At 64.2% G+C, this 22,182-nt stretch carries 24 protein-coding genes; 9 read left to right on the plus strand and 15 right to left on the minus strand.

Going from position 1 to position 22,182, the window contains the following annotated elements; translation table 11 throughout:
• Window positions 1-238 (plus strand): PhoU domain-containing protein (locus tag RMO89_RS07200; RefSeq protein ID WP_310532146.1); only part of this gene is annotated, 238 nt, incomplete at its 5' end.
• On the plus strand, window positions 235-918 hold the full coding sequence (gene phoB, locus RMO89_RS07205) for a phosphate regulon transcriptional regulator PhoB (protein ID WP_310532148.1): 684 nt from the start codon (window positions 235-237) through the stop codon (window positions 916-918). The genes RMO89_RS07200 and phoB, both read left to right, overlap by 4 nt.
• Here phoB and RMO89_RS07210 read toward each other — a convergent pair.
• The 3 genes from RMO89_RS07210 to RMO89_RS07220 are packed head-to-tail and all read right to left on the minus strand — an operon-like array spanning window position 915 to window position 3,111.
• Window positions 915-1,664: an SDR family oxidoreductase gene (locus tag RMO89_RS07210; protein WP_310532149.1), complete on the minus strand. Its 750-nt coding sequence runs from the start codon at window positions 1,662-1,664 to the stop codon at window positions 915-917. The genes phoB and RMO89_RS07210 overlap by 4 nt on opposite strands.
• Complete coding sequence (locus RMO89_RS07215) at window positions 1,664-2,161, minus strand: cupin domain-containing protein (protein ID WP_310532151.1); 498 nt, start codon at window positions 2,159-2,161, stop codon at window positions 1,664-1,666. Before RMO89_RS07215 ends, RMO89_RS07210 begins: the two co-directional genes overlap by 1 nt.
• A 5-nt stretch (window positions 2,162-2,166) precedes the next feature.
• Window positions 2,167-3,111 (minus strand): fumarylacetoacetate hydrolase family protein, encoded by a 945-nt coding sequence (locus tag RMO89_RS07220; RefSeq protein ID WP_310532153.1) that lies wholly within the window; start codon window positions 3,109-3,111, stop codon window positions 2,167-2,169.
• 171 nt (window positions 3,112-3,282) lie between these two features.
• Between RMO89_RS07220 and hisD the strand changes: the two genes are divergently transcribed.
• The 5 genes from hisD (at window position 3,283) to RMO89_RS07245 (ending at window position 7,683) form a co-directional block, all read left to right on the plus strand.
• Window positions 3,283-4,614: a histidinol dehydrogenase gene (gene hisD / locus RMO89_RS07225; protein ID WP_310532155.1), complete on the plus strand. Its 1,332-nt coding sequence runs from the start codon at window positions 3,283-3,285 to the stop codon at window positions 4,612-4,614.
• A 228-nt stretch (window positions 4,615-4,842) separates the two neighbouring features.
• Complete coding sequence (locus RMO89_RS07230; RefSeq protein WP_310532157.1) at window positions 4,843-5,598, plus strand: SDR family oxidoreductase; 756 nt, start codon at window positions 4,843-4,845, stop codon at window positions 5,596-5,598.
• A gap of 11 nt (window positions 5,599-5,609) precedes the next feature.
• Window positions 5,610-6,635, plus strand: coding sequence for an aromatic ring-hydroxylating dioxygenase subunit alpha (locus RMO89_RS07235; RefSeq protein ID WP_310532159.1), 1,026 nt, complete (start codon window positions 5,610-5,612; stop codon window positions 6,633-6,635).
• Window positions 6,635-7,042 carry a VOC family protein gene (locus RMO89_RS07240; RefSeq protein ID WP_310532161.1) on the plus strand — a complete coding sequence of 136 codons (408 nt, stop codon included), beginning with the start codon at window positions 6,635-6,637 and terminating at the stop codon, window positions 7,040-7,042. Before RMO89_RS07235 ends, RMO89_RS07240 begins: the two co-directional genes overlap by 1 nt.
• Window positions 7,039-7,683, plus strand: a complete 645-nt coding sequence (locus tag RMO89_RS07245) for a class I SAM-dependent methyltransferase (RefSeq protein ID WP_310532162.1) — start codon at window positions 7,039-7,041, stop codon at window positions 7,681-7,683. Before RMO89_RS07240 ends, RMO89_RS07245 begins: the two co-directional genes overlap by 4 nt.
• A 6-nt stretch (window positions 7,684-7,689) precedes the next feature.
• On the opposite strand, the gene RMO89_RS07250 is transcribed toward RMO89_RS07245, so the two are convergent.
• From RMO89_RS07250 to RMO89_RS07285, 8 genes are all read right to left on the minus strand, one after another.
• Window positions 7,690-8,892: a cytochrome P450 gene (locus tag RMO89_RS07250; RefSeq protein ID WP_310532163.1), complete on the minus strand. Its 1,203-nt coding sequence runs from the start codon at window positions 8,890-8,892 to the stop codon at window positions 7,690-7,692.
• Window positions 8,893-8,983: 91 nt separating this feature from the next.
• The gene (locus RMO89_RS07255; RefSeq protein ID WP_310532164.1) at window positions 8,984-10,108 is read right to left on the minus strand and encodes an FAD-dependent monooxygenase; all 1,125 of its coding nucleotides are present in this window, start codon (window positions 10,106-10,108) and stop codon (window positions 8,984-8,986) included.
• A gap of 131 nt (window positions 10,109-10,239) precedes the next feature.
• Window positions 10,240-11,262, minus strand: coding sequence for a VOC family protein (locus tag RMO89_RS07260; protein ID WP_310532166.1), 1,023 nt, complete (start codon window positions 11,260-11,262; stop codon window positions 10,240-10,242).
• Window positions 11,263-11,405: 143 nt separating this feature from the next.
• Window positions 11,406-11,726 (minus strand): DUF2218 domain-containing protein, encoded by a 321-nt coding sequence (locus RMO89_RS07265; protein WP_310532167.1) that lies wholly within the window; start codon window positions 11,724-11,726, stop codon window positions 11,406-11,408.
• Window positions 11,726-12,298 (minus strand): PadR family transcriptional regulator, encoded by a 573-nt coding sequence (locus RMO89_RS07270; RefSeq protein WP_310532169.1) that lies wholly within the window; start codon window positions 12,296-12,298, stop codon window positions 11,726-11,728. Before RMO89_RS07270 ends, RMO89_RS07265 begins: the two co-directional genes overlap by 1 nt.
• Window positions 12,299-12,428: 130 nt before the next feature.
• Window positions 12,429-12,656: a hypothetical protein gene (locus RMO89_RS07275; RefSeq protein ID WP_310532171.1), complete on the minus strand. Its 228-nt coding sequence runs from the start codon at window positions 12,654-12,656 to the stop codon at window positions 12,429-12,431.
• The gene (locus RMO89_RS07280) at window positions 12,656-14,242 is read right to left on the minus strand and encodes an NAD(P)/FAD-dependent oxidoreductase (RefSeq protein ID WP_310532173.1); all 1,587 of its coding nucleotides are present in this window, start codon (window positions 14,240-14,242) and stop codon (window positions 12,656-12,658) included. The genes RMO89_RS07275 and RMO89_RS07280 overlap by 1 nt, the downstream gene beginning before the upstream one ends.
• On the minus strand, window positions 14,242-15,048 hold the full coding sequence (locus tag RMO89_RS07285) for an SDR family oxidoreductase (RefSeq protein WP_310532175.1): 807 nt from the start codon (window positions 15,046-15,048) through the stop codon (window positions 14,242-14,244). The genes RMO89_RS07280 and RMO89_RS07285 overlap by 1 nt, the downstream gene beginning before the upstream one ends.
• Window positions 15,049-15,154: 106 nt before the next feature.
• Between RMO89_RS07285 and RMO89_RS07290 the strand changes: the two genes are divergently transcribed.
• Window positions 15,155-15,610: a helix-turn-helix domain-containing protein gene (locus RMO89_RS07290; RefSeq protein WP_310532177.1), complete on the plus strand. Its 456-nt coding sequence runs from the start codon at window positions 15,155-15,157 to the stop codon at window positions 15,608-15,610.
• On the opposite strand, the gene RMO89_RS07295 is transcribed toward RMO89_RS07290, so the two are convergent.
• Genes RMO89_RS07295 through RMO89_RS07310 form a run of 4 tightly spaced genes read right to left on the minus strand, consistent with a single transcriptional unit; the run spans window position 15,586 to window position 20,839 of the window.
• Window positions 15,586-16,593, minus strand: coding sequence for a LysR family transcriptional regulator (locus RMO89_RS07295; protein WP_310532179.1), 1,008 nt, complete (start codon window positions 16,591-16,593; stop codon window positions 15,586-15,588). The genes RMO89_RS07290 and RMO89_RS07295 overlap by 25 nt on opposite strands.
• Window positions 16,594-16,630: 37 nt before the next feature.
• A complete protein-coding gene (locus tag RMO89_RS07300; protein ID WP_310532180.1) occupies window positions 16,631-17,548 on the minus strand; it encodes an NAD-dependent epimerase/dehydratase family protein in 918 nt (305 codons plus the stop codon).
• Window positions 17,545-18,501 (minus strand): MBL fold metallo-hydrolase, encoded by a 957-nt coding sequence (locus RMO89_RS07305; RefSeq protein ID WP_310532181.1) that lies wholly within the window; start codon window positions 18,499-18,501, stop codon window positions 17,545-17,547. Before RMO89_RS07305 ends, RMO89_RS07300 begins: the two co-directional genes overlap by 4 nt.
• Window positions 18,502-18,532: 31 nt before the next feature.
• On the minus strand, window positions 18,533-20,839 hold the full coding sequence (locus RMO89_RS07310; RefSeq protein ID WP_310532182.1) for a TonB-dependent receptor domain-containing protein: 2,307 nt from the start codon (window positions 20,837-20,839) through the stop codon (window positions 18,533-18,535).
• 144 nt (window positions 20,840-20,983) lie between these two features.
• On the opposite strand from RMO89_RS07310, the gene RMO89_RS07315 reads away from it, so the two are divergent.
• Window positions 20,984-22,126, plus strand: coding sequence for an FAD-dependent monooxygenase (locus RMO89_RS07315; protein ID WP_310532184.1), 1,143 nt, complete (start codon window positions 20,984-20,986; stop codon window positions 22,124-22,126).
• Window positions 22,127-22,182: the final 56 nt, after the last annotated feature.

The raw sequence follows: 22,182 nt of genomic DNA on the forward strand, positions 1-22,182 counted from the left end.
CAAGCGCGACGAAAAGCTCGATAATTTCTATGACAGCCTGTTCCGAAATCTCGTCGCCCACATGATGGAAAGCCCCTCGACAATCAGCAGCGCCGCGCACCTGCTGTTCGTCGCGCGCAATCTTGAGCGCATCGGCGACCACGCGACGAACGTGGCCGAAATGGTCTATTTCGCCGCGACCGGACTCTACTATGCAGAACGCGAGCGGCCAGCGGGCAGTGAAAAGTCCCGCCGATGAAAGCCTCGGTCCTAATTGTCGAAGACGATCCGGCGCTGTCTGAACTGATCGTCTGGCACTTCGCCAACGAGGGCTGCAAGGTTCGCGTCACCGCCGATGGCGAGGAAGCACTCGAACTGGTGCGCGAGGACATTCCCGATATTATTGTCCTCGACTGGATGATCGAGAACGTGCCCGGGATCGAGGTCTGCCGCCAGCTGCGCAAGGCCAAGGAAACCGCCACCGTCCCGGTCATCATGCTCACCGCGCGCGGTGAGGAGGAGGACCGGATTCGCGGCCTCAAGACCGGCGCTGACGATTACGTGACAAAGCCGTTTTCCCCCCGCGAACTGCTCGCCCGCGCCGAGGCGCTGCTTCGCCGCAGCCGTCCGGCGTTGACCGGATCGCTGCTGATCCACGGCGATATCGAGCTTGATCCCGCCGCCCACCGCGTCCGCCGCGGCGGCGAGGCGCTGCATCTGGGGCCGACCGAGTTCCGCCTGCTGCGCCACTTCATGGAACGACCGGGCCGCGTCCACTCGCGCGCGCAGTTGCTCGATGCGGTCTGGGGACAGGATGCCGAGATCGACGAACGCACGGTCGACGTCCACATCCGCCGCCTGCGGATCGCCATTGCCGTCGCCGGCAAGGACGATCCGATCCGCACCGTCCGCTCAGCCGGGTATGCGCTGGGCGACTAACTGCCGTCGCTGATCAGCGTCCCACCATCGACCACGAGGTTGTGGCCAGTGACGAACGCCCCTGCGCTCGAAGCGAGGAACACCGCCGCCCCGGCCACTTCCTGCGGGGTGCCCGGCCGCCGTAGCGGGGTTTGCGCCATGCGCCGCGCCATGAAGGCCCCGTCCGCCAGCAGCGGCCCTGACAGCTCGGTGGCGATGAAGCCGGGCGACACGGCATTGACCCGCACGTTCCTTGGCCCCCATTCGACCGCAAGATTGCGCGCCAGCTGCGCCACCCCCGCCTTGGCGAGCGCATAGGCGTTGATCCGTCCATTGCCGCGCAGGCCCGAAAGGCTGGCGATCAGCACCGCCGCTCCCCCGCCGCGCGCCGCGATGTGCGGCAGGGCAAGGCCGGTCAGCACGACCTGGCTGCGGAGGTTTATCGCCATCACCCGCGCGTAATCGTCCATGTCGATATCAGCGAACGGCCCTGCCTGTCCGGTAATCCCGGCATTGCAGACGAGCACGTCGATGCCACCCAGCTCGGCGAGTGCAAAGTCCACCAGCTGCGCCAGCGCCGCATCGTCGGCAACGTCGCAAGCGATTCCCGGCTGGCCGAGTTCAGCCGCCGCGCGCGCCGTGTCCTCGGGATCCTCGCTGGACATCAGCACCCGCGCGCCCTGCGCAATCAGCGCCTCGGCAATGGCGCGGCCAATGCCCCGCGTTGAGCCGGTAACGATCGCGCTCTTGCCGGACAGGTCGAACATCAGTGCGGCTTGTCTTCCGGCAGCGGCACGCCATCATGCAGATAGGCCGGAGCCTCGATCAGCACGAAGGCAATCCGGCAGACCTTGTCACTGGTGTTGCGCCACAAGTGGTTGGTGCCGCGCTGGACGATGATGCCGCCCTGCCCGATCGTTCGCTTCGCGCCGTCCTCCAGCTCAAGCTCGATCTCGCCTTCCATCACGATGCCATAGTCAATCGAATTGGTGCGGTGCATCGGGCTTTGCTTGCCCGGCAGCATGTCGACAATGCGGATCACCGATCCCTGATTGAGTGTCAGCCCGGCATCACGCTCGCGCCCATCGGTCTGGTCGTTGTTGTCCGCCGGGACAGTCGCCGTGGTCCAGACGAGCAGGAACGAAGCATCGCCCGAGGGGATCATTTTCGTCGGCGTCACGTCCTCGGACTTGAACACCGCACGGCCCTGCTCATCATGACCGGTGACGACACGCTGGACCGGAGGCAATCCTGAATCGCTCATCCCGCTCACGCCGGCACGACTTTCTGGTCAATCGCGCCGAACGGCGTGGCGCCATCGGCGGTGCGGGCTTCCATACGAACGGTGTCGCCGAACTTCATGAATTCGGTCTTCGCCGCGCCCTCGTCGACGATCTCGATCCCGCGGCGCTCGGCGATGCAGGACGAGCCAACCTCGCGGAAGTTCTCGTTCGAGACCGTGCCCGAGCCGATCACCGTGCCCGCCACCAGATCGCGCGTTCGCGCTGCATGGGCGACAAGGGCATCGAAGCCATAGCCCATCGCCTTGCCATGTGCGTCACCGAACTGGCTGCCGTTCCAGTGAACCCGAAGGTTCATGTTCGGCTGGAAGTCCTGCCAACCGCCACCCAGTTCGTCGGGAGTCACGGCAAACGGCGCCATCGAGCACGGCGGCTTGGCCTGAACCCAGCCGAAGCCTGTCTTCATTTCGGGGCCGGCCAGCGCGCGCAGCGACCAGTCGTTGATCTGCACGACAAGGCGGATGTGCTTGCCCGCATCGGCGACCGAGGTGCCCATCGGCACGGCATCGGTGATGATCCCGAATTCGCCTTCGAAATCGATGCCAAGCGCCTCGTCGGCCATGCGTACGTCTTCGGTCGGGGCGTAGAACTTGTTCGACACGCCCTGGTACATCAGCGGCCAGTCGACCGCCGGCTTGTCGATGCCGATCACCTTGTCCATCAGCGCGCCGTGGCTGGCATAGACCGACCCATCGAGCCACTGCCATGCGCGCGGCAGCGGGGCCATGACCTGCGCCATATCCAGCGCTTCGGGATAGTCAGTGACGGCGGCAAGCTGCGGGGCGACCGCGTCCCAGTTTTCCAGCGCTTCCTGCAAGGTCTTGACCGGAGCCGGCGCACACGAGGTGCCGTCCGGCGATACCACCACCAGCCGCCCGTCGCGGGTGCCGTCGTTCACAGTTGCAAGGCGCATTCGCATGTCTCCCGATTAGCTTTGCCCAATGGCTTTGATCGCCGGTTAAGGCCTCACCGGGCCGAGAACAACGGAATAGCATCGATACCAACCCATCGACACAATGCGATGGTCGCGCGGGGCGCCTTGGGGCATTGGCGGAACCAACAGACAGCAAATTTGGGGAGTATCATGGCACAGTGGCTCAAGCGCGGCGCGACCGCCGAGGCAAAGGCTGACGCCGACCGCAAGGTGCGCGACATTGTCGAGGCGGCGCTGGCGGATATCGAGAAGCGCGGTGATGCCGCGGTCCGTGAGATGAGCAACAATTTCGATGGCTGGGACCGCGAGGACTACCGCCTCAGCCAGTCCGAGATCGACCGCTGCGTGGATTCGCTCACCCCGCAGGAACGCAAGGACATCGAGTTCGCGCAGACGCAGGTGCGGAACTTCGCCCAGATCCAGCGCGCATCGATGCAGGACGTCGAGGTGGAAACCCTCCCCGGCGTGGTGCTGGGCCACAAGCACGTGCCGATCAACGCCGCCGGCTGCTATGTTCCCGGCGGCAAGTATCCGCTGCTCGCCTCCGCGCACATGAGCGTGATCACCGCGAAAGTTGCGGGCGTGAGCCGCGTCATCACTTGCGCGCCGCCGTTCCAGGGCACTTTCGCCCGCGCCATCGTTGCGGCGCAGGCCATGGCCGGGGCCGATGCGATCTATGCGCTCGGCGGCATCCAGGCAGTCGGCGCGATGGCGCTGGGGACCGAAACCATCGATCCGGTCGATATCCTCGTCGGCCCGGGCAACGCATTTGTTGCGGAGGCCAAGCGCCAGCTGTTTGGCCGCGTCGGCATCGACCTCTTCGCCGGCCCGACCGAGACGCTGATCATCGCTGACGAGATCGGCTGCGACCCGGAAATGGCGGCAACCGACATCCTCGGCCAGGTCGAGCACGGCCCGGACAGCCCCGGCGTGCTGCTGACCAACAGCGAAAAGTTCGCCCGCGCCACCATGGCCGAGATCGAGCGTCTGCTGCAGATCCTCCCCACCGCCGACCATGCCCGCAAGGCGTGGGAGAACTTCGGCGAAGTGATCGTCGCGGATAGCTATGAAGAGATGGTCCGGATCGCCGACGACATCGCCAGCGAGCACGTGCAGGTGATGACGCAGGACCCCGATTACTTCCTCAACAACATGACCAATTACGGCGCGCTGTTCCTCGGCAACCGCACGAACGTTTCCTATGGCGACAAGGTGATCGGCACCAACCACACGCTGCCGACGAAGAAGTCGGCGCGCTACACCGGCGGGCTGTGGGTCGGCAAATTCCTCAAGACCTGCACTTACCAGAAGGTGCTGACTGACGAGGCGAGCACGCTGATCGGCGAATATTGCAGCCGTCTGTGCGCGCTGGAAGGCTTTGCCGGCCACGGCGAACAGGCCAATATCCGCGTGCGCCGCTTCGGCGGGCGCAATGTCCCCTATGCCGGACAGGCCGAGCCAAGCGAGCTGACCCGGGCATGATGATTTATCTCACGCGAAGGCGCGAAGGCGCAAAGAAGAGACATATGGCTCGCGCAAAGATCGCAAAGGGCGCAAAGCGGGTTTCGCGCCGAAGGCGCCCCCTATCCAGCCCGTTGATTGCAGGGCGGCTTCGCCGCATTCGCGCCTTCTCCGCGCCCTTTGCGATCTTTGCGCGAGCAACCACCTTCTCCCTCTTCGCGCCTTTGCGCCTTTGCGTGAGTCGATAATATGCCCCTCCCCATGACCCCCAGCTTCCGCCTCGATGGCCGGCGCGCGCTGGTCACGGGGGCGGGGCGTGGGATCGGGTTGGCGGCAGCCAAGGCGCTGGCGGATGCCGGGGCCGAGGTAACGCTCGCCGCGCGCACCGCGAGCGAGATCGAAGCCGCCGCCGAGGCTATCGGCCACGGCGCGCGGGCCGAGGTCCTCGACGTGTCCGACCTCACCGCCGTCGCCGCCTTCTTCGCCGCGCAGGACCCGTTCCACGTCCTCGTCAACAACGCCGGGACCAACCGCCCCAAGCCGATGTGGCAAGTGAGCGAAGAGGACTACGACGCGGTCTTCGACCTCAACGTCAAGAGCGCCTTCTTCGTGGCGCAGGCCTGCGCGCGGCGGATGATCGACAGTGGCACCAAGGGCAGCCTGATCCACATGGGGTCCCAGATGGGCCACGTCGGCGGGCCGAACCGCAGCCTCTATTGCGGCAGCAAGTGGGCGCTTGAGGGCATGAACAAGGCCTTCGCGCTCGACCTCGCGCAATACGGCATCCGCTCGAACACCATCGCGCCGACCTTCATTGCCACGCCCATGACAGCGCCGATGTTCGAGGACGAGAGCTTCAAGGCGAGCGTGCTGGCCAAGATCAAGCTGGGGCGCATCGGCACGCCCGAAGACCTGATGGGCGCTGTGCTGTTCCTCGCGTCCGACGCCTCAGCGCTGATGACCGGCACCAGCATGATCATCGACGGCGGCTGGACCGCGGATTGAAGGAAAACAGCATGGGCCAGTTCCTCCGCAATTGCTGGTACATGGCCGGCTGGAGCCATGAGATTGGCGAGGTTCCGCTGCGGCGCAAGCTGCTGGGCGATCCGCTCGCGCTGTACCGCAAGCAGGACGGCAGCGTGGCCGCGCTGCTCGATCGCTGCCCCCACCGCTTCGCGCCGCTGTCGATGGGTACGCGCGCAGGGGATTCGCTGGTCTGCCCGTACCACGGCCTGACCTTCGACGCCGGCGGCACCTGCGTGCGCAATCCCTACTCCGAGACGCTGCCCAAGGGCGCCAGCGTCCGCAGCTTTGCCACTGCCGAGCGTGATGGCATCGTGTGGTTCTGGGCGGGCAATGCAGGCGCGGCGGACCCCGCCACAATCCGCGATTTCGCCATGCTCGAAGTCCCCGGCCACGGTGCGCCGCTCAGTGGGTACACGGTTATGGACGCGCCTTACGAGATGGGCATCGACAACCTGCTCGACCTGTCGCACATCGAATGGGTGCACAAGGGCAGCTTCGCCGGCAACGGCGTGATCTTCTCCGGCCAGCACAGCCTGAAACAGGACGGCATCCAGCTCCATTCGAACTGGTGGATGACCGATGTCGCCGCCCCGCCGCACACCTATGGCATCTATGATCCTGCGACGCGGTGCGACCACTGGCTCGACATGCGCTGGGATGCCCCCGCCGCGATGTACCTGCAGGTTGGCGCCTGCCCGCACGGCGCAGACCGCGAGGACAATCCCGTTGTTGCGCACCAAGCGCATATCCTGACGCCCGAGAGCGCGACCTCGACGCACTATTTCTGGGCCACAACCCGCGGTTTCCCGCCCAGCGAGGATGGTGACGCCATGCTGCGAACTCTGTTCGGCCAAGCCTTTGACCTTGAGGACAAGCCGATCATCGAGGCGACCTTCGCCAATATGGACGGACGCGATTTCTGGGATCTCAAGCCCGCCTACCTCGGCATCGATGCCGGCGGCACGACCGCGCGGCGCGTTCTGGCAAAATTGATCGCCGCCGAGACGCCCGCCTGATGGCGGAATTCACCTTCCACCATGGCGGCGTGTCAGTGCCCAGCCTGGACGAGGCAATCGCATGGTATGGCCACGTTCTCGGTTTTGCCGAGGAAAAGCGCTTCTACATCCCCCCCGCCCGCGCCCAAGCTGCGATGATCCGCAAAGGCTCGCTGCGCATCGAACTGTTCGAGCCCGAGGATGGCAATCCCCTCCCTGAAGGCCGCAGCCACCCGCCGAGCGACATCCGCACCCATGGCAACAAGCATGTCGCCTTCCGCGTCGAAAGCCTTGACGCCTTCATCGCGGAAATGGCCGAAAAGGACGTGGACGTGCCCTTCGTGGTGCGCGAAGAGTTCGGCAAGGGCTGCTTCATTCGTGACTGCGCTGGCAACCTGATCGAATTCGTCGAGGAACCCGAGGCATGATCTTCCACAGCGCCGCCGCACAGCCAGTCTTCGAACGCTATGAAGCCCGCGCCGCCGCCGATGCTGCCCGCCAGAAGGAACTCGGCCCGGCCGGCCTTGCCGTGCGCGACGAATTCCTGCTGCCGGTGGGCAAGGAGGTGGGTGCACTGCTCCATGCGTTGATCGTGGCCCGCCGCCCGCGCCGGGTGCTCGAATTTGGCACCAGCTACGGCTATTCCACGCTGTTCCTCGCCGATGCCGCGAAGATGGTTGGCGCTGAGGTCGTGACGATGGAACTGGCCGACTACAAGCAGGCCTTCGCCCGCGAACAACTCAACGAAGCGGGCCTTGCCGATGTCGTCGATTTCCGCTGCGGCGACGCGCTGGAATTGCTCGCCGCCGATCCGGGGCCGTGGGATTTCGTCCTGCTCGACATCTGGAAGGAACTCTACCTTCCCTGCCTCGAAGCGGTCTATCCCAAGCTGTCCGAGGAAGGCGTGATCGCTTCGGACAACATCATCGATCCTGCCATGTGGCGTGAGGATGTACGCCGCTTCCGCGCGGCGCTCCATGCCAAGCCGGACCTGCAATCGGTGCTGCTGCCGGTGGGCAGCGGGATCGAGCTTTCGGTGAAATGGAGCGCGGGGAACCCCAAGCTCTGAACACACCTAACCCGCTGCCGGTCCTTTGCGCAGCCACAGCGCTTGCGGGCTGCGGAAGTTCGACGATGGCACCCACGACAGCTCCGCGTCCACCCGGTGGAATTCGGGCACGGCCTTGAGGAATTCCTCGAAGACCACCTGGCAGGCCACCCGCGCCAGCATCGCGCCGAGGCACGAATGGACACCGCCGCCAAAACCGAGGTGGCGCTTGGGCCGGCGCGTGATGTCATAGGTGTCGGGATCGGCGAACTGGCGCTCGTCGCGGTTGGCCGAACCGTAGCACAGCATGACGAAATCGCCCGCCTTCATGGTCTGCCCGTGCAGTTCGGTATCGACCTGAAGGCACCGCTTGAAGCGCTGCGCCGAGGTGTTGAAGCGCAGCGATTCCTCGATGGCATCGGGGATCAGCGAGGGATCGGCGACCAGCGCACGGCGCGCTTCGGGATAGTCGGCAAGGTTCAGCGCGAACATGCCCATGAAGCCCGAAAGGCTCTCGATCCCGGCCATGATCAGCGTCGTGACGGTGAGCTGCACTTCCTTGTCGAGCAGCTTCTCGCCATCAATTTCGGCGGTGATGAAGTTGGACAGCAGATCCTCGCCGGGGTTCATCTTGCGCTCCTGCACGAGGCGTTCGGCAAAGTCCGCCATCCACTGGAACGCGGCGAGGTGTTCGGGCGATTTCTGCCGGGTTTCGGCATCGGTCTGGACCATCAGTACGGCATTGTCGCGCACCTCTTCGGCCTGGTCGCGCGGCATGTCGAACAGGTAGAACAGCAGGTCGACAGTGATTTTCGAACCGAACTCGGACACGAAATCGAAGGAATTCTTGCCCTCGATTTCGGCGAGATGCGCGGCCACCGAGGCCCGTGCCGGTTCAAGGATATGGTCAAGTGCGCGTTTGGTCATCGCTGACTGGATAAGCGAGTGCAGGCGGTCGTGTCGTGGCGGATCGCTGCTGCCGAGCGTCGATCCGGCGCGCCCCGGAAACTCATCGACAAGGTTGCCCTTGGCCGAGGAGTAGGTGCGCCAGTTGGTCAGCGCAGCGAGCACGTCGTCGTAGCGACTAAGCACCCACATGCCGGCTTCCTCGCACCAGAAGGCGGGGAAGTCGTCGCGCAAGACCTTGTAGGCGGGGAACGGATCGGCGTCGTTCGCGGGAGAGTAGGGATCAAAGCGGAAGCGGTCCGCAGTCAGGGAATCAGAGGCCATGGCAACGCTCTCCAACGGGGCCGGCGGGCATCGCCGGATTGCTATGATTGATAGCAATACCGGCAATGCCCGCCCGGCGAATTGATCTGGATCAGACCGGCTCGGCCAATTTGCGGCGGATCATGTCGGTCAGCGCGACCGGATCGCCGGCGCTTTCCGGGTGCATTTCCCATTCGCCGAGCTTGATCGAGCTGGTGCCAACCAGCTTGGCGCGTTCGAAACGGCGGTCCATGAAAGCGCGCAGCGCCGGATCGATGTCCTTCGCCGCCAGTTCCTCGGCCAGTACCACGGCGTCTTCGACCGCCATGGCCGCGCCCTGCCCCAGATGCGGCGTGGCACTGTGCGCGCTATCGCCGATCAGCACGACGCGGCCCTGATACCACGGATCGGGCATGATGCAGGCTTCGAGCGGGCGATAGACGACAAGCGAGGGATCAGTGATCGCCTTCGCCGCCTCACCCAGCAGGCCGCCATAGCCCTGGAGCCGCTGTTGCATTTCGTCGGCCAGCGTTTCAGGAGCGAACCTGGGATTGCCCGGTTCTTCGCAGACGACGAAGATGTACATCTCTTCGGGAGTCAGCGGGCAATAGCCAGCCTTGCCGTGGAAGTTCGGCTTGCCGATGTAGAGGTCCGACCATTCGAGGGTCGCCGGGCGCGGCACGTTGTAGCGCCACACGCCTTGGCCAGTGAAGGCCGGCTTCGCCTCGGGCCAGAGCACCTTGCGCACGGCGGAATAGTTGCCGTCGCAGCCGATCATCAGGTCATAGGAGCCGCTGGTGCCGTCGGTGAACTGGACGGTCACGCTGGAGCCGGTGTCCTCGAAGCTCTCGAATGAAACACCCAGCCTCACCGGGATGCCGAGTTCCTTGACGCGGCTGGTGAGCACTTCGTGCAAGGCGGGGCGCGTCAGGCCGAGGTCGCTGGGCAGGCCATCGACTTCGGAGACGCCCGGCAGCTCGGCAATGATCTCGCCGCCGGTGCTCAGGAAGCGCGCACCCTTGTAAGGGAATCCAGCCGCGACCGCTGCCTTGCCGCAGCCGATCTGATCGAGCGCGCGGATGAAGTTGGCCTGGACGATGATGCCGACGTGATAGACCGACCAGTCGGCGTTTTTCTCGACCACTTCGACGGCTACGCCCTTCTGGTGCAGCGCGATGGCCACGGCGAGACCGGCGACACCGCCGCCGATGACGAGAACGTTCTGTGCCTTGCTCATGATGGGTTCCTCTCGCAGTTCATTTATCGTCGTCATCCCCGCGCAGGCGGGGATCCATCTCCGGCGACGCGCTTAAACATTCGGTCGGAGATGGGTTCCCGCCTTCGCGGGAATGACGAGGGTGGGGGAAGTCACTCAGCGGCCTCGGCTATGGGCGCCGGGTCCGCAGGGTGGTAGTGAAGCTGGTCTGGCCGGGCATAGGCGACATCCCAGTTGGGCTCGTCCGCCATGAAGTCCGGCAGGTTGGTCATGTAGATCGCCGTGCCGAAGGCGCCGTCCCAGATACGCGGTTTCCAGCCATCGTCGACGCAGTCGCAATCGGCGCCATATTCGGCATCGCCGCCCGCTGGGCAGGGAACGTAAAAGAAGGCGGCGCTGGTCAGGCGGTGGCGGCCAAAGCCCCAGTGCCAGTCGCCGTACTTGTAGCCGCGCCGGTCGAGGTAGTTCTTCGCCACCATCAGTTCGTCGATGTCCTCCACCTCCCAGTTGGCGTGGTGGAATTTCAGCGTGCCGTTGAAGCCAGGCATCGGCGCATGGGCATTGGCGAGGAAAATGTTGTGATGCTCGTAGGAACCATCGGCGCGCATGTAGACGCCGAAGCCCTTCTGCATGTCGGTGATGCGGAAGCCGAGCTTGTCGCGGTAGAATTCGAGCGCCTGCTGCACGTCCGGAAAGGTCCAGACGCAGTGGTGCGTGCGCTTGGGCAGAGCGCGGTCAATCCACTTGCGCGGCTGGTTGAGTCGTTCGATCCGCCCGACGGTGTTTTGCGGCGTCGGCGCGCCAAACACGGCTCGCGGCTGCCAGACCTGGAGGCCGATTGCCTGCCCGAACGGGGTGACGAAGTGGACCACGCCCTCGTCATCGGTTGTCAGCTCTATGTCAGGCTCAAGCCGCGCCTTGATCCGCGCAAGGCCTTCCTCGCTGTCGACCGCCCAGACGCATTCGAACACGCCCTTGCCAGTTTGCGCCGTGCCCTGAGGCAGGCGCGGATGGCCGCGTTCGAGCAGAACCGTCTGCGACCCGTCGGGCAGTTCGAACAGGGCTTCGTCCGTCTTCGCGCTGACCAGTGACAGCCCGAAGTCAGTGAAGAACGCGCTACACTGCGCCACGTCCTCGACCAGCCAGGTCAGGCGGCGGATGCCGATAATTGCCATTGCGGAACACTCCTTCATCAGATGAAGGGGAGATGCTCCGGCGGCAGCGCGGGGTTCTTGATCCAGCGCAATTCCGACCCATGGATTGATCGGAACTCAGGATATCGACGAAATCGGATGGTCGCCGGTTTCGTCCCCGCCAATCAGTCGTCCTGCCAGGTGAAGGCTAGGTCGCCCTCACGAAATGCGAAGCGATTGAGGTGGCGTTCCGCCGCGCCTTTCAACCCTTCAAGCTGGCCTTCCGACGTCGCCTCGATCCGGCAGGTGAGCGCCATGTCACCCGCCGCCATGGTGAACACGCCGTCCCCCGGCCAGTCCGCGCCGCGCGCGTCCTTGGGGAAGACGACGCGGCCGTTTGTCTCGTCGAAATCAACGGCGAGGTTGTGCGCCCAATGCTTGCACAGCTGCTGAAGGTAGCGGCTGCCCTTTTCGGTGGGCACGATTGCGGTGCTGGAATATTCCATCAAAACCTCTCGATCTTCTGAGCAACTTCGTCGAGCAAGGCCGCAATGGCAAGCGCAGTTTCGCTGTCCGCATCGCCGCGAACCATGCGCTGCATCGATGCGGTGCGCAGGTTCATCATGGCGCGCTTGATCGGTGCGGCATCGGCGCGGCCAGCCTGTTCGGCCATGGCAGCGAGCCGGGCGAACGCGCCGTCGATGACCGCACGCTTCGCTTCGATCTCGGCGCGGCCAGCATCCGTCAGGCCATAAGACCGGCGCGACGTGCCCTCGCCGCCGACTTCCTCGACCAGGCCCATATCGGCCAGCAGCGTGAGCAGCGGGTAAAGCACGCCCGGGCTGGGGGTATAGGCATCGCCGCTTTTCGCGGCAAAGCTGCGGATCAGCTGATAACCGTGCTGCGGTGCTTCCTCGGCGAGCAGGCCGAGCACCATCAGCCGCAGTTCTTCACCGGCAAAGCGCTTGCCGCGACGATGACCACCGCCCCCGCCGCCCGGTCCGGGACCGAAGCCGCGGCCGAAGCCTTCACCAAATCCTGCGCCGAAACCCGGACCAAATCCGCCTTCGCCGCGCATCCGGGGACCTGGGCCCCGGCCTTTGTTTCCTCTGTGGAAATGCATGCGTTGTAACTCCTTCGCTATGTGCATGCGATGGAGATAGGCGGCTCAAGATACTATTTCAAGATATATCTTGTAACGATACGTATTATTTTCGGAAGAGCAGGGTCAACAGGAACAAAAATGTCCTGAAATCCAGCAATTTCAACGCCGCCCGTGCCTCAGCCGGGGTCAGCTTGGCGACCATCGGCATGGCACCGAAGATCTTGCCGCGGATCACCAGATTGCCATTTTCTCCGGAAATCCCGCGAATCGCCATCAGTTCCTTGTCATTGGCATCGAGGATCTTGGCCACGGGCACCTTGTTGTTGCGCATCACACTGGCCCTCCACACACCTTGTCAAAATCGATCCCCATATCGTCCATCATCTGGATCGCCGTGGCCCGCCCCGCCCCGAAGACACCGCCGCCCGGGTGCATGAACGGCCCGGCGAGGTAGAGCCCTTCCACGCCCGGCACGCGAAAGCTGCCAAGGTCAGGCGTCGGGCGGTGGCCCATCGACTGGTAGAAGAACGGCGCGCAGCCGTGGGCATCGCCCTCGACCATGGAATTGGGCGAGCCGCGTTCGTGATCGAGCGGCGAGCAGACCTTGCGGGCGATGATGTTGTCGTCATCGAGATTGACGAAGAACTTGCGGTATTGCGCCAGCGCCCGGTCAGCGTGGCCTTCCTTCACCGCATCCCAACTTGCCGCGCGGCCATCCGCCAAATGGTACGGCGCGAAATTGACGCCGTAGAACACGCCCGCCCCTTCGGGCGCGCGGGTCGGATCGAAGATCGTGTTGTCGCCCCCGGCGATCAGCCGCGAAGAGACCTCGCCGCGCCGCAGCTTGTCATATTCAAGGCACATGTCGCGCATGGTGTAGAAGTCCATCAGCTCGGTCATCATGGCGTTGCAATCATTGCCGACCTTAAGCCTTAGCCGCTCTTTCAGCGCCATATGAGTAAGGTTGATGGAGAAGGTGGACTGGGTCACCCGCTCAGCGCGTTGCAGCACCGGCTCGGGCGTTTCGCCGACAAATTGCCGCAGCTTGTGCGGGTGAATCTGGCCGATCACGCCGTCTTTGGCCAAGATCGTTTCGCCAGACTCCAGCTCGACACCGCTCGCCGTTCCGGAGGACACGAGCACGCGCTTCACCGGTGAACTGACGCGCACCTCGCCGCCGAAATGCTCGATCGCGCGGACCAGCGCGTGGCTCAGCTGGCCCGACCCGCCCTTCGGCATTGAGCAACCGAAAGTATGGATGATCCCCGGCATGACGAAGGCACCCATGCCGGTGCCCAATTCATCGGGCATCTGCAGGTTCTCGGTGACCATGCGGACGATATGGATGCGCAGCAGGTCGCTGTCGAAATAGGCGCTGACGACATCAAGCGCCGACCGCTGCATCAGATCGAGCAGGAAGCGGCCTTCATCGGACTGGTCCATCATGGCGACAAACGCGCCCAGCGGGAACGGCGGCGAATAGAGCCCGCTCATCAGCATCGGCAGCGCGGTCTGGCTCATGCCCACGAATTTGCGATAGGCTTCGGCGTCCTTTTCGGACGTAACCTGCGCCAATTCCGCGCAGGTGCGGTCGAGGTCCTTGTAGGAACGGATTACCGTGCCATCGTCCCAGATGCTGACATGGACGAGATCGGGGTAGATGTATTCGAGTCCGAATTTGCCGAGTAAGCCCAGTTCATCCTCGCGCAGCATGGGGTTGCCTTGGATCATGATGTGCACGTTGGAGTGCTCATCATGCCAGAAGCCGGGGCGCAGCAGTTCGCGGGTGGAAACCCCGCCGCCGTAGTGGTCCTTCGCCTCAAGCACGAGAACGCGCTTGCCCGCCTTGGCCATATAGGCGGCTGCGGTCAGGCCGTTGTGGCCCGCGCCCATGACGACGATATCGTAGTGGCTCATCATTGGTCTCCGGCGAAGAAGGAGCGGAAGCGGGCAATGCCCGGCACGTGGCTGGCGCAGCCGCCATCGGCAACGAGCACTTGCCCCGTGATGTTGCGCGCGGCGTCCGAGGCGAGGAAGGCAACCGCCTCGGCTATATCCTCTGGCGCGCCCAGCTGGTCACGCAGGGTTTCGTCTTCCACGGCTTGACGAAGCGCAGGCGGGAAGGCCTCGCGCAAGGCTGGCGTCATCGTCATGCCGGGGGCAACCGCGTTGCAGCGCACGCCGTGAATGCCGTGGCTCGCCGCGATTGCGCGGGTCATCTGGATGATCGCCGCCTTGCTCGACGAGTAGGCCGCCTGGATCATGTGCCCCTGCAGCGCGAGATTGCTGACGGTGTTGACCACATTGCCACGGCTGGCCCGCAGGTGTGGCAAGGCGGCGCGGCAGGCAATCATCGTGCCCCGGACATTGACGGCAAAGGTGCGATCCCAAAGGGCCGTGTCCATGTGTTCGATATCGCCATCGGCAGCCGCGATGTCCGGGCCGAGCAGCGCGGCGTTGTTGTGCAGCACGTCGATCCGGCCGAACTTTGCGGAGACCGTGGCGATCATCGCCTCGATTGAGGCTTCCTGTTCAAGGTCGAGCGGAACCGCGAGCGCGCCATCAATCGACCCGGCCACAGCCTGCGCGGCGTCAAAGGCAATGTCGGCAATTGCCACGCGGGCTCCGCGCGCCGCCAGAAGCCGCGCGGTAGCCGCGCCGATGCCGCCGGCGCCGCCGGTGATGATCGCCACCTTGCCGTCCATACGGATCGCATCTGCCACTGGCCCAATCCCCTTGTGTTGACTGCTTTGCCCAGCGTCATAATGTGCGCGAGAGATCGGGGAAGACGGCACTTTTTTGTGCCTTGCCAAAGGACGCAGTAGCGCGATGGGCGATGCCCGCAATTCGATCCTGAGCCGCCCCGCCATCGCCGCGTTGACCGCGCAGATGCAGACGCATGGGACAGACCGCGATGCTCCGGTGCGCGAGGTCATGGGGCTTCTGGGCGACCGCTGGACCACGCTGATCCTGCTGGTGCTCGCAACCGGGGCCTGCCGCCATGCAGAGCTGCGCCGTGTGCTGGGCGGACTATCCGAAGAAAAGGCGATTTCGCAGCGGATGCTGACGCTCAAGCTGCGCGCGCTGGAGCGTGATGGCTTTGTCCTGCGCCATGCGACGGCCCACGTGCCCCCGCAGGTCAGCTATGAACTCAGCGAACGGGGCGCGGCGCTGCACGCACAAGCGGCCAAGCTGATCGGCTGGATCGAGGAGAACAGCCCCGCAATTGCCGATGCGCGATCAGCTTTTTCCGCCAGCGCTCAAGGTCTGCCCCTGCCGCGATAGACCGCCGTCAGGTCATCGCGCACACCTTCGCGCACCATCGGATCGATCGGCACGACCTTGGGCGTATGAACCGGAACTTCAGTCTTGGCATGGGCTGCCATGCGCTCGATCACCCAGCGCAGCGCGGCATCGTTGTTGTTGGTGATGTGCCACTGCAAGGCTTCGCGAATAGGCGGGATGTCGAACGGCAACTCGCACATGACGAGTGGGTGGATTTGCACCATGCGCTCGGCCATGCGGCGGTGCATCGTGGCGATGCGGTGATTGCCGATGATCAGGCGCGGCACTGACAGGAAGGTCGGCGCAACAATCTCGACCCGGCGGTTCTGCTTCTTCTGCCGGCGCTGGAACGCATCCTCAAATGCCGGGATGCGAGACTTGCCAAAGCGCGAAGTGACATGGCCCGCGTCGAAATAGCCCTGCTTAGTGATCGGTTCCTGCATGATCGGGTTCTGGTCCCAACCGACGACAACATGATCGTCCTCGAACAGGATCATGCTGGGATGATCGGCCGAAATCGCAAAGTCGATGGTCAGCAGCAGGTCGATCTGGTTGCGCTCGATCAGGTCAACCGGGTGGTCATTCATCGGCTGGATTTCAAAGCGCATGTGTGGGGCAGTGGCGGCCAATTCGCCGATTACCTTGGAAATGAGGACTTCGGTCGAATAGTCCGAAGCCATCAGGCGGATCTGGCGGTCCGACGTGGCGGGATCGAACTGCGGGGCCACCGCGATGGTCTGGCGCACCTGTTCCAGCACGGCACGCACCGGATCGACCAGCTCTTCCGCGCGCGCGGTGAGCACCATCTGGCGACCGCGCACGACCAACAAGTCATCGCCGAAATAGTCCCGCAGGCGGCCCAGCGCGCTCGACGTGGCGGACTGCGACAGGCACAGACGGTCTGCCGCAAGGCTGACGCTGCGCTCGGTCAGCAGCGCGTCCAGCGCCACCAGCAGGTTGAGATCGAGCTTACCGAACCGCATGGCCATCTCCCCGGGCCCCGGTTACGAACCCAACACTTTAGGACAGGGTCGCCAGGGCACTGGTGACCAGTGTAGCAAGATCGCCGTCATGTGCAAAACCGGCATTTTCGGCAGCCGGGGTCGCCAGCGGCGGCTGCGCGGCGAATGCGGCTTCCAGCGCGGCATCGGGAGCATAAGTGACCAGAGCCGGATCAACCTCGCATTGGCGGGCGATCTCCCCGGCCAGCGCACCCATCGATACGCGCTGCGCCGGCAGGGTCACCGCGCGCCCGGTCGGCAGCAGCGCGCTGTCGAGGCTCAGCGCATGAACGAAATTCGCCCCGCACCGAGCCACTGATTGCGCCCAGATCATGCCTGCAGCGGAGACTGGGCAAGTGAATGCCTCACCTGCCTCCAGCGCATGAAACAGGTCGGACATGAAGGCGCTTTTCATGCCGCTCGGCCCTTTGGGGCGGGCAAGAATGCCGGGCAGACGCACCGTTACCCCGTCGATCAGGCCGCGGTTGGAGAACATGGCGACGGCGTGTTCCATCATCGCCTTGTGCCCGCCGTAGATCATCTTCGGGCTGAGCGGCGTGTCATCATCGACCTGCGGCGGCAGTGGATCGCCATAGACCGCAATCGAGCTGGCATAGACAAAGCGCAGACCGGGCTGCGCCGCTGCCGCTTCGAGCATCAGGTCGTACATGGCATCGACGTTGATCCGGCGCGAGGCGGCGGGATCGGCCTCAGCCGCACCGCCGGGCACCGTGGCGAGGTGGACGACCATCTCCACGCCGCTCAAGGCATCCGCCCGCACCGCCACATCGCCCAGGTCGCCCGCAACCGCCCGCGCGCCTGCCGGAATGCCGCTGGCCATGGTATCAAGCCCGGTCACGATCTTGCCGGCCGCGAGCAGGCCATGCACCAGTTCACGCCCGACGAAGCCGCCGGCACCGGTTACGAGGATCGTCACCGGCAAGCCACTTCGAAAGAGGAGAGGTCCTGCGCCGCGGCAACCGGCCCGCGATAATTGCGGGCGATGTCGGCGCGGAACAGCTTGGCAAAGCGCGCAATCGGCCCCGGCGGCGTGGCGAAGTGGGTCAGCACCACGCGCCCCACCCCGGCCTTCGCGGCCATCGTCCCGATATCGGCGGCGGTGATGTGATGCGTGGACAAGTGCTTGCGCATCTGGCCAAACAGGTCTTCGCTCATGTCCGGCCGGCTTGCGCGGATCTGGGCGACGATGGGTTCGAGCGCGATCACTTCGCTGACCAGCATGTCACTGCCCTTGGCCAGCCGGGTCACTGCATCGCTTGGCCCGGTATCGCCGGTATAGGTGATCGACCGGGGGCCAAGATCGAAGCGGTAGCTGAACGACAGTGGCTCACTGGCCTGCTTCGGGCCGGGATGGTCGAAATGGCTGTTGGCGGCGACGGTAACTTTCAGCCCGCCGATGCCTACCTGTGAGCCATCCGTCAGTTCGATGACTTCGACCGAGCTTGCCGGCGACGGCGACTTGGCACCCAACCCAAAGCCGACGCGCGATTGCGGCTGCATGGCCAGTAGCGCCCCATCGACAATCTCGCGCGTCCCGGGCGGGCCGTAGACTTTCAGCTTGCCGGGAATGTTGTTCATCCAGCGCAGGCCGATCACGGCGGGCAGGCCGCCGGTGTGATCCAGATGATGGTGGCTGAGAAAGACGACGGAAATCCGCTGCTGCGCCACTCCGGCTCTTGCCAGCTGGTTGACCGCGCCATCCCCCGTATCGACAAGGATGTGTTGTTCACCGGCGATCAGCAGGTTGGACGGCTCGGCCCGTTCAGGCGTGGGGATCGGCCCGCCCGCCGTGCCCAGCGTTACCCAGCGCAGCGCCGGGCAACCTGAAGCGGCAAAAGCCGGGCCGGTCGAAAGGACCAGCCCGGCCATAGCCGCAAGGGTTGCAGCCCACTTCAAACGATCAGAACTTGAAGCCGGCCGAGACACCGACCACCCGCGCGGTGAGGCCCGCAGCCGGCCATGCACGGATGCCGCCATCGGGCGTACCGGCGAAGTCGCTGGCCAGATAGGCAGTCGGTTCGCGCTGCTTGGTCAGGTTGCGGGCGAAGACCGAGAGGGTCCACTTGCCGTCCGCATCGCGTAGGCCGAAGCCGCCGTTGATAATGGCATGGGCGGGATAGCGATAGGCCGGATTGCCATACTGCGCGAGCAGCACGGCGCTTTTCCAGACGACGTTGGTGTTGGCGAACAGTTCGAGATTGCCGCCCATCGGCTGCACGAATTCGCCCGAGAAGGTGAACTTGTGCTTCGGCGCATTGAGGAACTGCGTGTTTGCAAGGCTGATGCCATCATTGCCGACAAAGCCCGTGGGGAAGCGGACATCATTGAACTGATAGCCGGCGTTGATCGAGATCTGGTCAGTCACTTGACCAAAAATGCCCAGTTCAAAGCCCTTCGAGGTGACGTTGGAGATGTTCTGCGTCACCGAGATCAGCGCGCCCGCAGTGTTGAACACCGACGACTGAGTCTGGAAGTTGTTGACCTTCGAATAGAACGCATTGGCCGAAAGCTGCATGCGGCCCATCTGCATCTTCGCTCCGATTTCAAAGGCATCGGCCTTCTCGGGCTTGAGCACTGTCACCGGGTCGGTGGCAATGGTCGGCACGACGATGGCCGGCGGCTTGTAGCCGCGCGCATAAGACGCGAACAGCGTAGTATCGGTGTTCGGCTTGAAGCTCAGGCCAACGCGGCCCGACAGGTTGTTGTCGTCGATCTTCTGCACGCGCGTGGCGTAATTGGTGTTGTTACCGACGCCCGTGGTGTTGCTGTAATCGGTGTAGCGGATGCCGCCGAACAGATCGAGCTGCTCGGTGAGCGAGAAGGTCGCATCGGCAAAAGCAGCAAGCGTGTTGTTCTTCGTGTCTTCATAGGTCAGTGCCACCGGGACGACGCAGAAGGCGCCGGCGTTCTGGCAGACGCTGAAGCCGGTGCGCTTGCCGAGCGCCGCGTTTCCGAAGGGCAGCGTGTTGTCGATTGGCGTAGTGCGCAGACGGAAGCCGGAATAGAGGCCGCCGACGACAAGCTTGAGAGCTTCGGAATCGTAGGCCACGCGAAGTTCCTGGCTGAACTGGCGCGATTCACCCTCAATATTCTCGTTGCGCGCGCCCACGCCGAGACGGCGCGAGAAGTTGACCGTTTCGGTCTCACGGTCGAGTTCGCGATAGGCGGTGACTGAAGTCAGCGTCACGGCATCGGACAATTCGACATCGATGACCGTGGAAACGCCAGCGGCTTCGTTAGTCAGCGATGCCTGCGTGTCTTCGCAATAGAATTCGGCGCGAGCCGTGATTGCCGGGATCTTGCAGCCCGTCGCGCTGGTGAAATCGCCGGTTGAGAACACCGAAACCGGCAGGGTCGGAGCGGGTCCCGGACCATCGGGATCGATCAGGTTGGTCGCGTTCGGCGTGGTGGCAATGGCAAAGAAGTTCCAGCCTCGCGAGCGCTGGCGGGCATATTCGCCGTTGATCACGATTTTCACCGTGTCGCTCGGCCGGATCAACGCCCGCACGCGCAGGCCCAGTTCGCGGATGTCGTTGTCCAGTCCCAGCGCGGTGTTGCGCTGGAGGCCAAGCTCGCGCTTGTAGTGCGCGGCAAAACGGATCGCCGCCTTGTCGCCAAGCGGGAGGTTGAATGCGCCGCGCATGGTGAGTTCGCCCACTTCCGAACCGGCGGTGCCCTTGTCGGCAAAATCGATCCCGCCAGACGCCGAGATCCCTGACGTCGAAGGTTCTACGGTCGAGATATTGATCACGCCGGCCGATGCGCCCTGGCCGAACAGCGTGCCTTGCGGACCACGCAGCACTTCGACCTGGCCGATGTCGAACAGGATCGGGAAGGTCAGGTTGCCCTGCGGCACCTGGTCAACAATGAAGGCCACCGAAGGCGAAACCGAGGCGTTGAACACGCCTGTGCCAAGGCCGCGCAGCCGGGCGCCGCCATTGACTTCGCCGCCCGAGGTCTGGCTGATTTCAAGCGCGGGGGTCACCCGCTGCAGGTCAGTCACCGAATAAACCTGATCGCGGCCAAGCTGCTCGGCGGTCGTGACCGACACCGGAACGGGCACGTCGACGAGACGTTCTTCGAACTTGCGGGCGGTAACAATTATTTCGGAACCGTTGTCTTCGGTCTCGGAGGCGTTCTGGGCATAGGCCGGAGCAGCCATGGCGATCGCGACGAGCGCGGACGTGGAAACTAGGAACGAGCGCATAAGATAATCCTCCCCTGAGCGCATGTTGCACTTCTGGTCCGGAGGCATATCCCGCGTGCCTGCAAAACACGCGCCGAATTTATGGATGCAAACCTATCGATGCTTCGGGTTTGTCTCCTGCGCACGCATCGCTAGGGATAGCTCATGAACGAAGAAAAGATCGGGAGTATTGCCAGCGCGCTGATCGTCGGCGGCGGCATCGGGGGAATGGCGACGGCAATCAGTCTCGCCCAGCGCGGAGTCGCGGTTGATCTGATCGATCTTGACGCGGACTGGCGCGTCTATGGCGCCGGCATCACCATCACTGGCCCCACCCTGCGCGCCTACAAGCACCTTGGGTTGGTTGACCGGATCAAGTCGGAAGGCGCGGTCACCACCGGCGCTTCGCGCGTGCGGCTGTTCAATGGCCAGATCCTGCGCGTGCTCGACGAGCCCGAGATCGAGGAAGGCCTGCCGGCCACTGGCGGCATTATGCGCCCGATCCTTCATCGCATCATGCAGGACCGCGTGCGCGAACTGGACATCTCTGTCCGGCTCGGCCTGACGGTCACTTCGCTCGAAACCGAAGGCGAAGGCGTCAACGTCGCATTCTCGGACGGAACCAATGGGCGCTATGATCTGGTTATCGGCGCCGACAGCGTATTCTCCAGCGTGCGCAAACTCGCCTTCCCGCACATGGCCGAACCGGTCGAGACCGGTCAGGGTTGCTGGCGCATCTCGATCCGCAAGCCGCCCGAACAGGACATGGGCGAGTTCTATTTTGGCAGCGACAATCCTTGCGGCATCACTATCTGCGGTCAGGACGCGGTCTACCTGTTCCTGTTGACCCCGCACGTGCCGCGCGAAAGCTTCATGGACGACGAAGAGCTGTTCACGACGATGAAGGACCTGCTTGGGCCCTTCGGCGGCAATGCCGGCTGGATCCGAGACAACATGACCCGCGCCGACTGGATCAATTACCGCCCGCTCGCCGCTGCAATCCAGCCGCGCCCGTGGTCGATCGGCCGCGTCGTGTTGCTCGGCGATGCCGTCCACGCCACCACTCCGCACCTTGCGTCGGGCGCGGGTATGGCCGTGGAAAGCGGCATCGTGCTGGCCGAGGAACTGGCGAAGAACGGCTCGGTCGAAGCTGCGCTCGCCGCTTACGAGGAACGCCGCTTTGACCGCTGCCGCGACGTGATCGAATCAAGCGTCGCCATCGGCCAGCTCCAGTTGGACCATGGCAATCCCGGCCAGATCGCCGGCATGATCGAAGGTGCACTCGGGCGGCTCAACGCGCCATACTGACGCTCGATAATGATGACGGCGTAACGGCGACCGCAAATGCGGGGCCGAGGAGAAAG

Source organism: Novosphingobium sp. (assembly GCF_031424035.1).
Lineage (GTDB): Bacteria > Pseudomonadota > Alphaproteobacteria > Sphingomonadales > Sphingomonadaceae > Novosphingobium.

Bases quoted from the DNA above. Each gene is read 5' to 3' on its own strand.
- phoB (WP_310532148.1), top strand. From the start codon at position 235: ATGAAAGCCTCGGTCCTAATTGTCGAAGACGATCCGGCGCTGTCTGAA.
- RMO89_RS07210 (WP_310532149.1), bottom strand. From the start codon at position 1,664: ATGTTCGACCTGTCCGGCAAGAGCGCGATCGTTACCGGCTCAACGCGG.
- RMO89_RS07215 (WP_310532151.1), bottom strand. From the start codon at position 2,161: ATGAGCGATTCAGGATTGCCTCCGGTCCAGCGTGTCGTCACCGGTCAT.
- RMO89_RS07220 (WP_310532153.1), bottom strand. From the start codon at position 3,111: ATGCGCCTTGCAACTGTGAACGACGGCACCCGCGACGGGCGGCTGGTG.
- hisD (WP_310532155.1), top strand. From the start codon at position 3,283: ATGGCACAGTGGCTCAAGCGCGGCGCGACCGCCGAGGCAAAGGCTGAC.
- RMO89_RS07230 (WP_310532157.1), top strand. From the start codon at position 4,843: ATGCCCCTCCCCATGACCCCCAGCTTCCGCCTCGATGGCCGGCGCGCG.
- RMO89_RS07235 (WP_310532159.1), top strand. From the start codon at position 5,610: ATGGGCCAGTTCCTCCGCAATTGCTGGTACATGGCCGGCTGGAGCCAT.
- RMO89_RS07240 (WP_310532161.1), top strand. From the start codon at position 6,635: ATGGCGGAATTCACCTTCCACCATGGCGGCGTGTCAGTGCCCAGCCTG.
- RMO89_RS07245 (WP_310532162.1), top strand. From the start codon at position 7,039: ATGATCTTCCACAGCGCCGCCGCACAGCCAGTCTTCGAACGCTATGAA.
- RMO89_RS07250 (WP_310532163.1), bottom strand. From the start codon at position 8,892: ATGGCCTCTGATTCCCTGACTGCGGACCGCTTCCGCTTTGATCCCTAC.
- RMO89_RS07255 (WP_310532164.1), bottom strand. From the start codon at position 10,108: ATGAGCAAGGCACAGAACGTTCTCGTCATCGGCGGCGGTGTCGCCGGT.
- RMO89_RS07260 (WP_310532166.1), bottom strand. From the start codon at position 11,262: ATGGCAATTATCGGCATCCGCCGCCTGACCTGGCTGGTCGAGGACGTG.
- RMO89_RS07265 (WP_310532167.1), bottom strand. From the start codon at position 11,726: ATGGAATATTCCAGCACCGCAATCGTGCCCACCGAAAAGGGCAGCCGC.
- RMO89_RS07270 (WP_310532169.1), bottom strand. From the start codon at position 12,298: ATGCGCGGCGAAGGCGGATTTGGTCCGGGTTTCGGCGCAGGATTTGGT.
- RMO89_RS07275 (WP_310532171.1), bottom strand. From the start codon at position 12,656: ATGCGCAACAACAAGGTGCCCGTGGCCAAGATCCTCGATGCCAATGAC.
- RMO89_RS07280 (WP_310532173.1), bottom strand. From the start codon at position 14,242: ATGAGCCACTACGATATCGTCGTCATGGGCGCGGGCCACAACGGCCTG.
- RMO89_RS07290 (WP_310532177.1), top strand. From the start codon at position 15,155: ATGGGCGATGCCCGCAATTCGATCCTGAGCCGCCCCGCCATCGCCGCG.
- RMO89_RS07295 (WP_310532179.1), bottom strand. From the start codon at position 16,593: ATGCGGTTCGGTAAGCTCGATCTCAACCTGCTGGTGGCGCTGGACGCG.
- RMO89_RS07305 (WP_310532181.1), bottom strand. From the start codon at position 18,501: ATGGCCGGGCTGGTCCTTTCGACCGGCCCGGCTTTTGCCGCTTCAGGT.
- RMO89_RS07310 (WP_310532182.1), bottom strand. From the start codon at position 20,839: ATGCGCTCGTTCCTAGTTTCCACGTCCGCGCTCGTCGCGATCGCCATG.
- RMO89_RS07315 (WP_310532184.1), top strand. From the start codon at position 20,984: ATGAACGAAGAAAAGATCGGGAGTATTGCCAGCGCGCTGATCGTCGGC.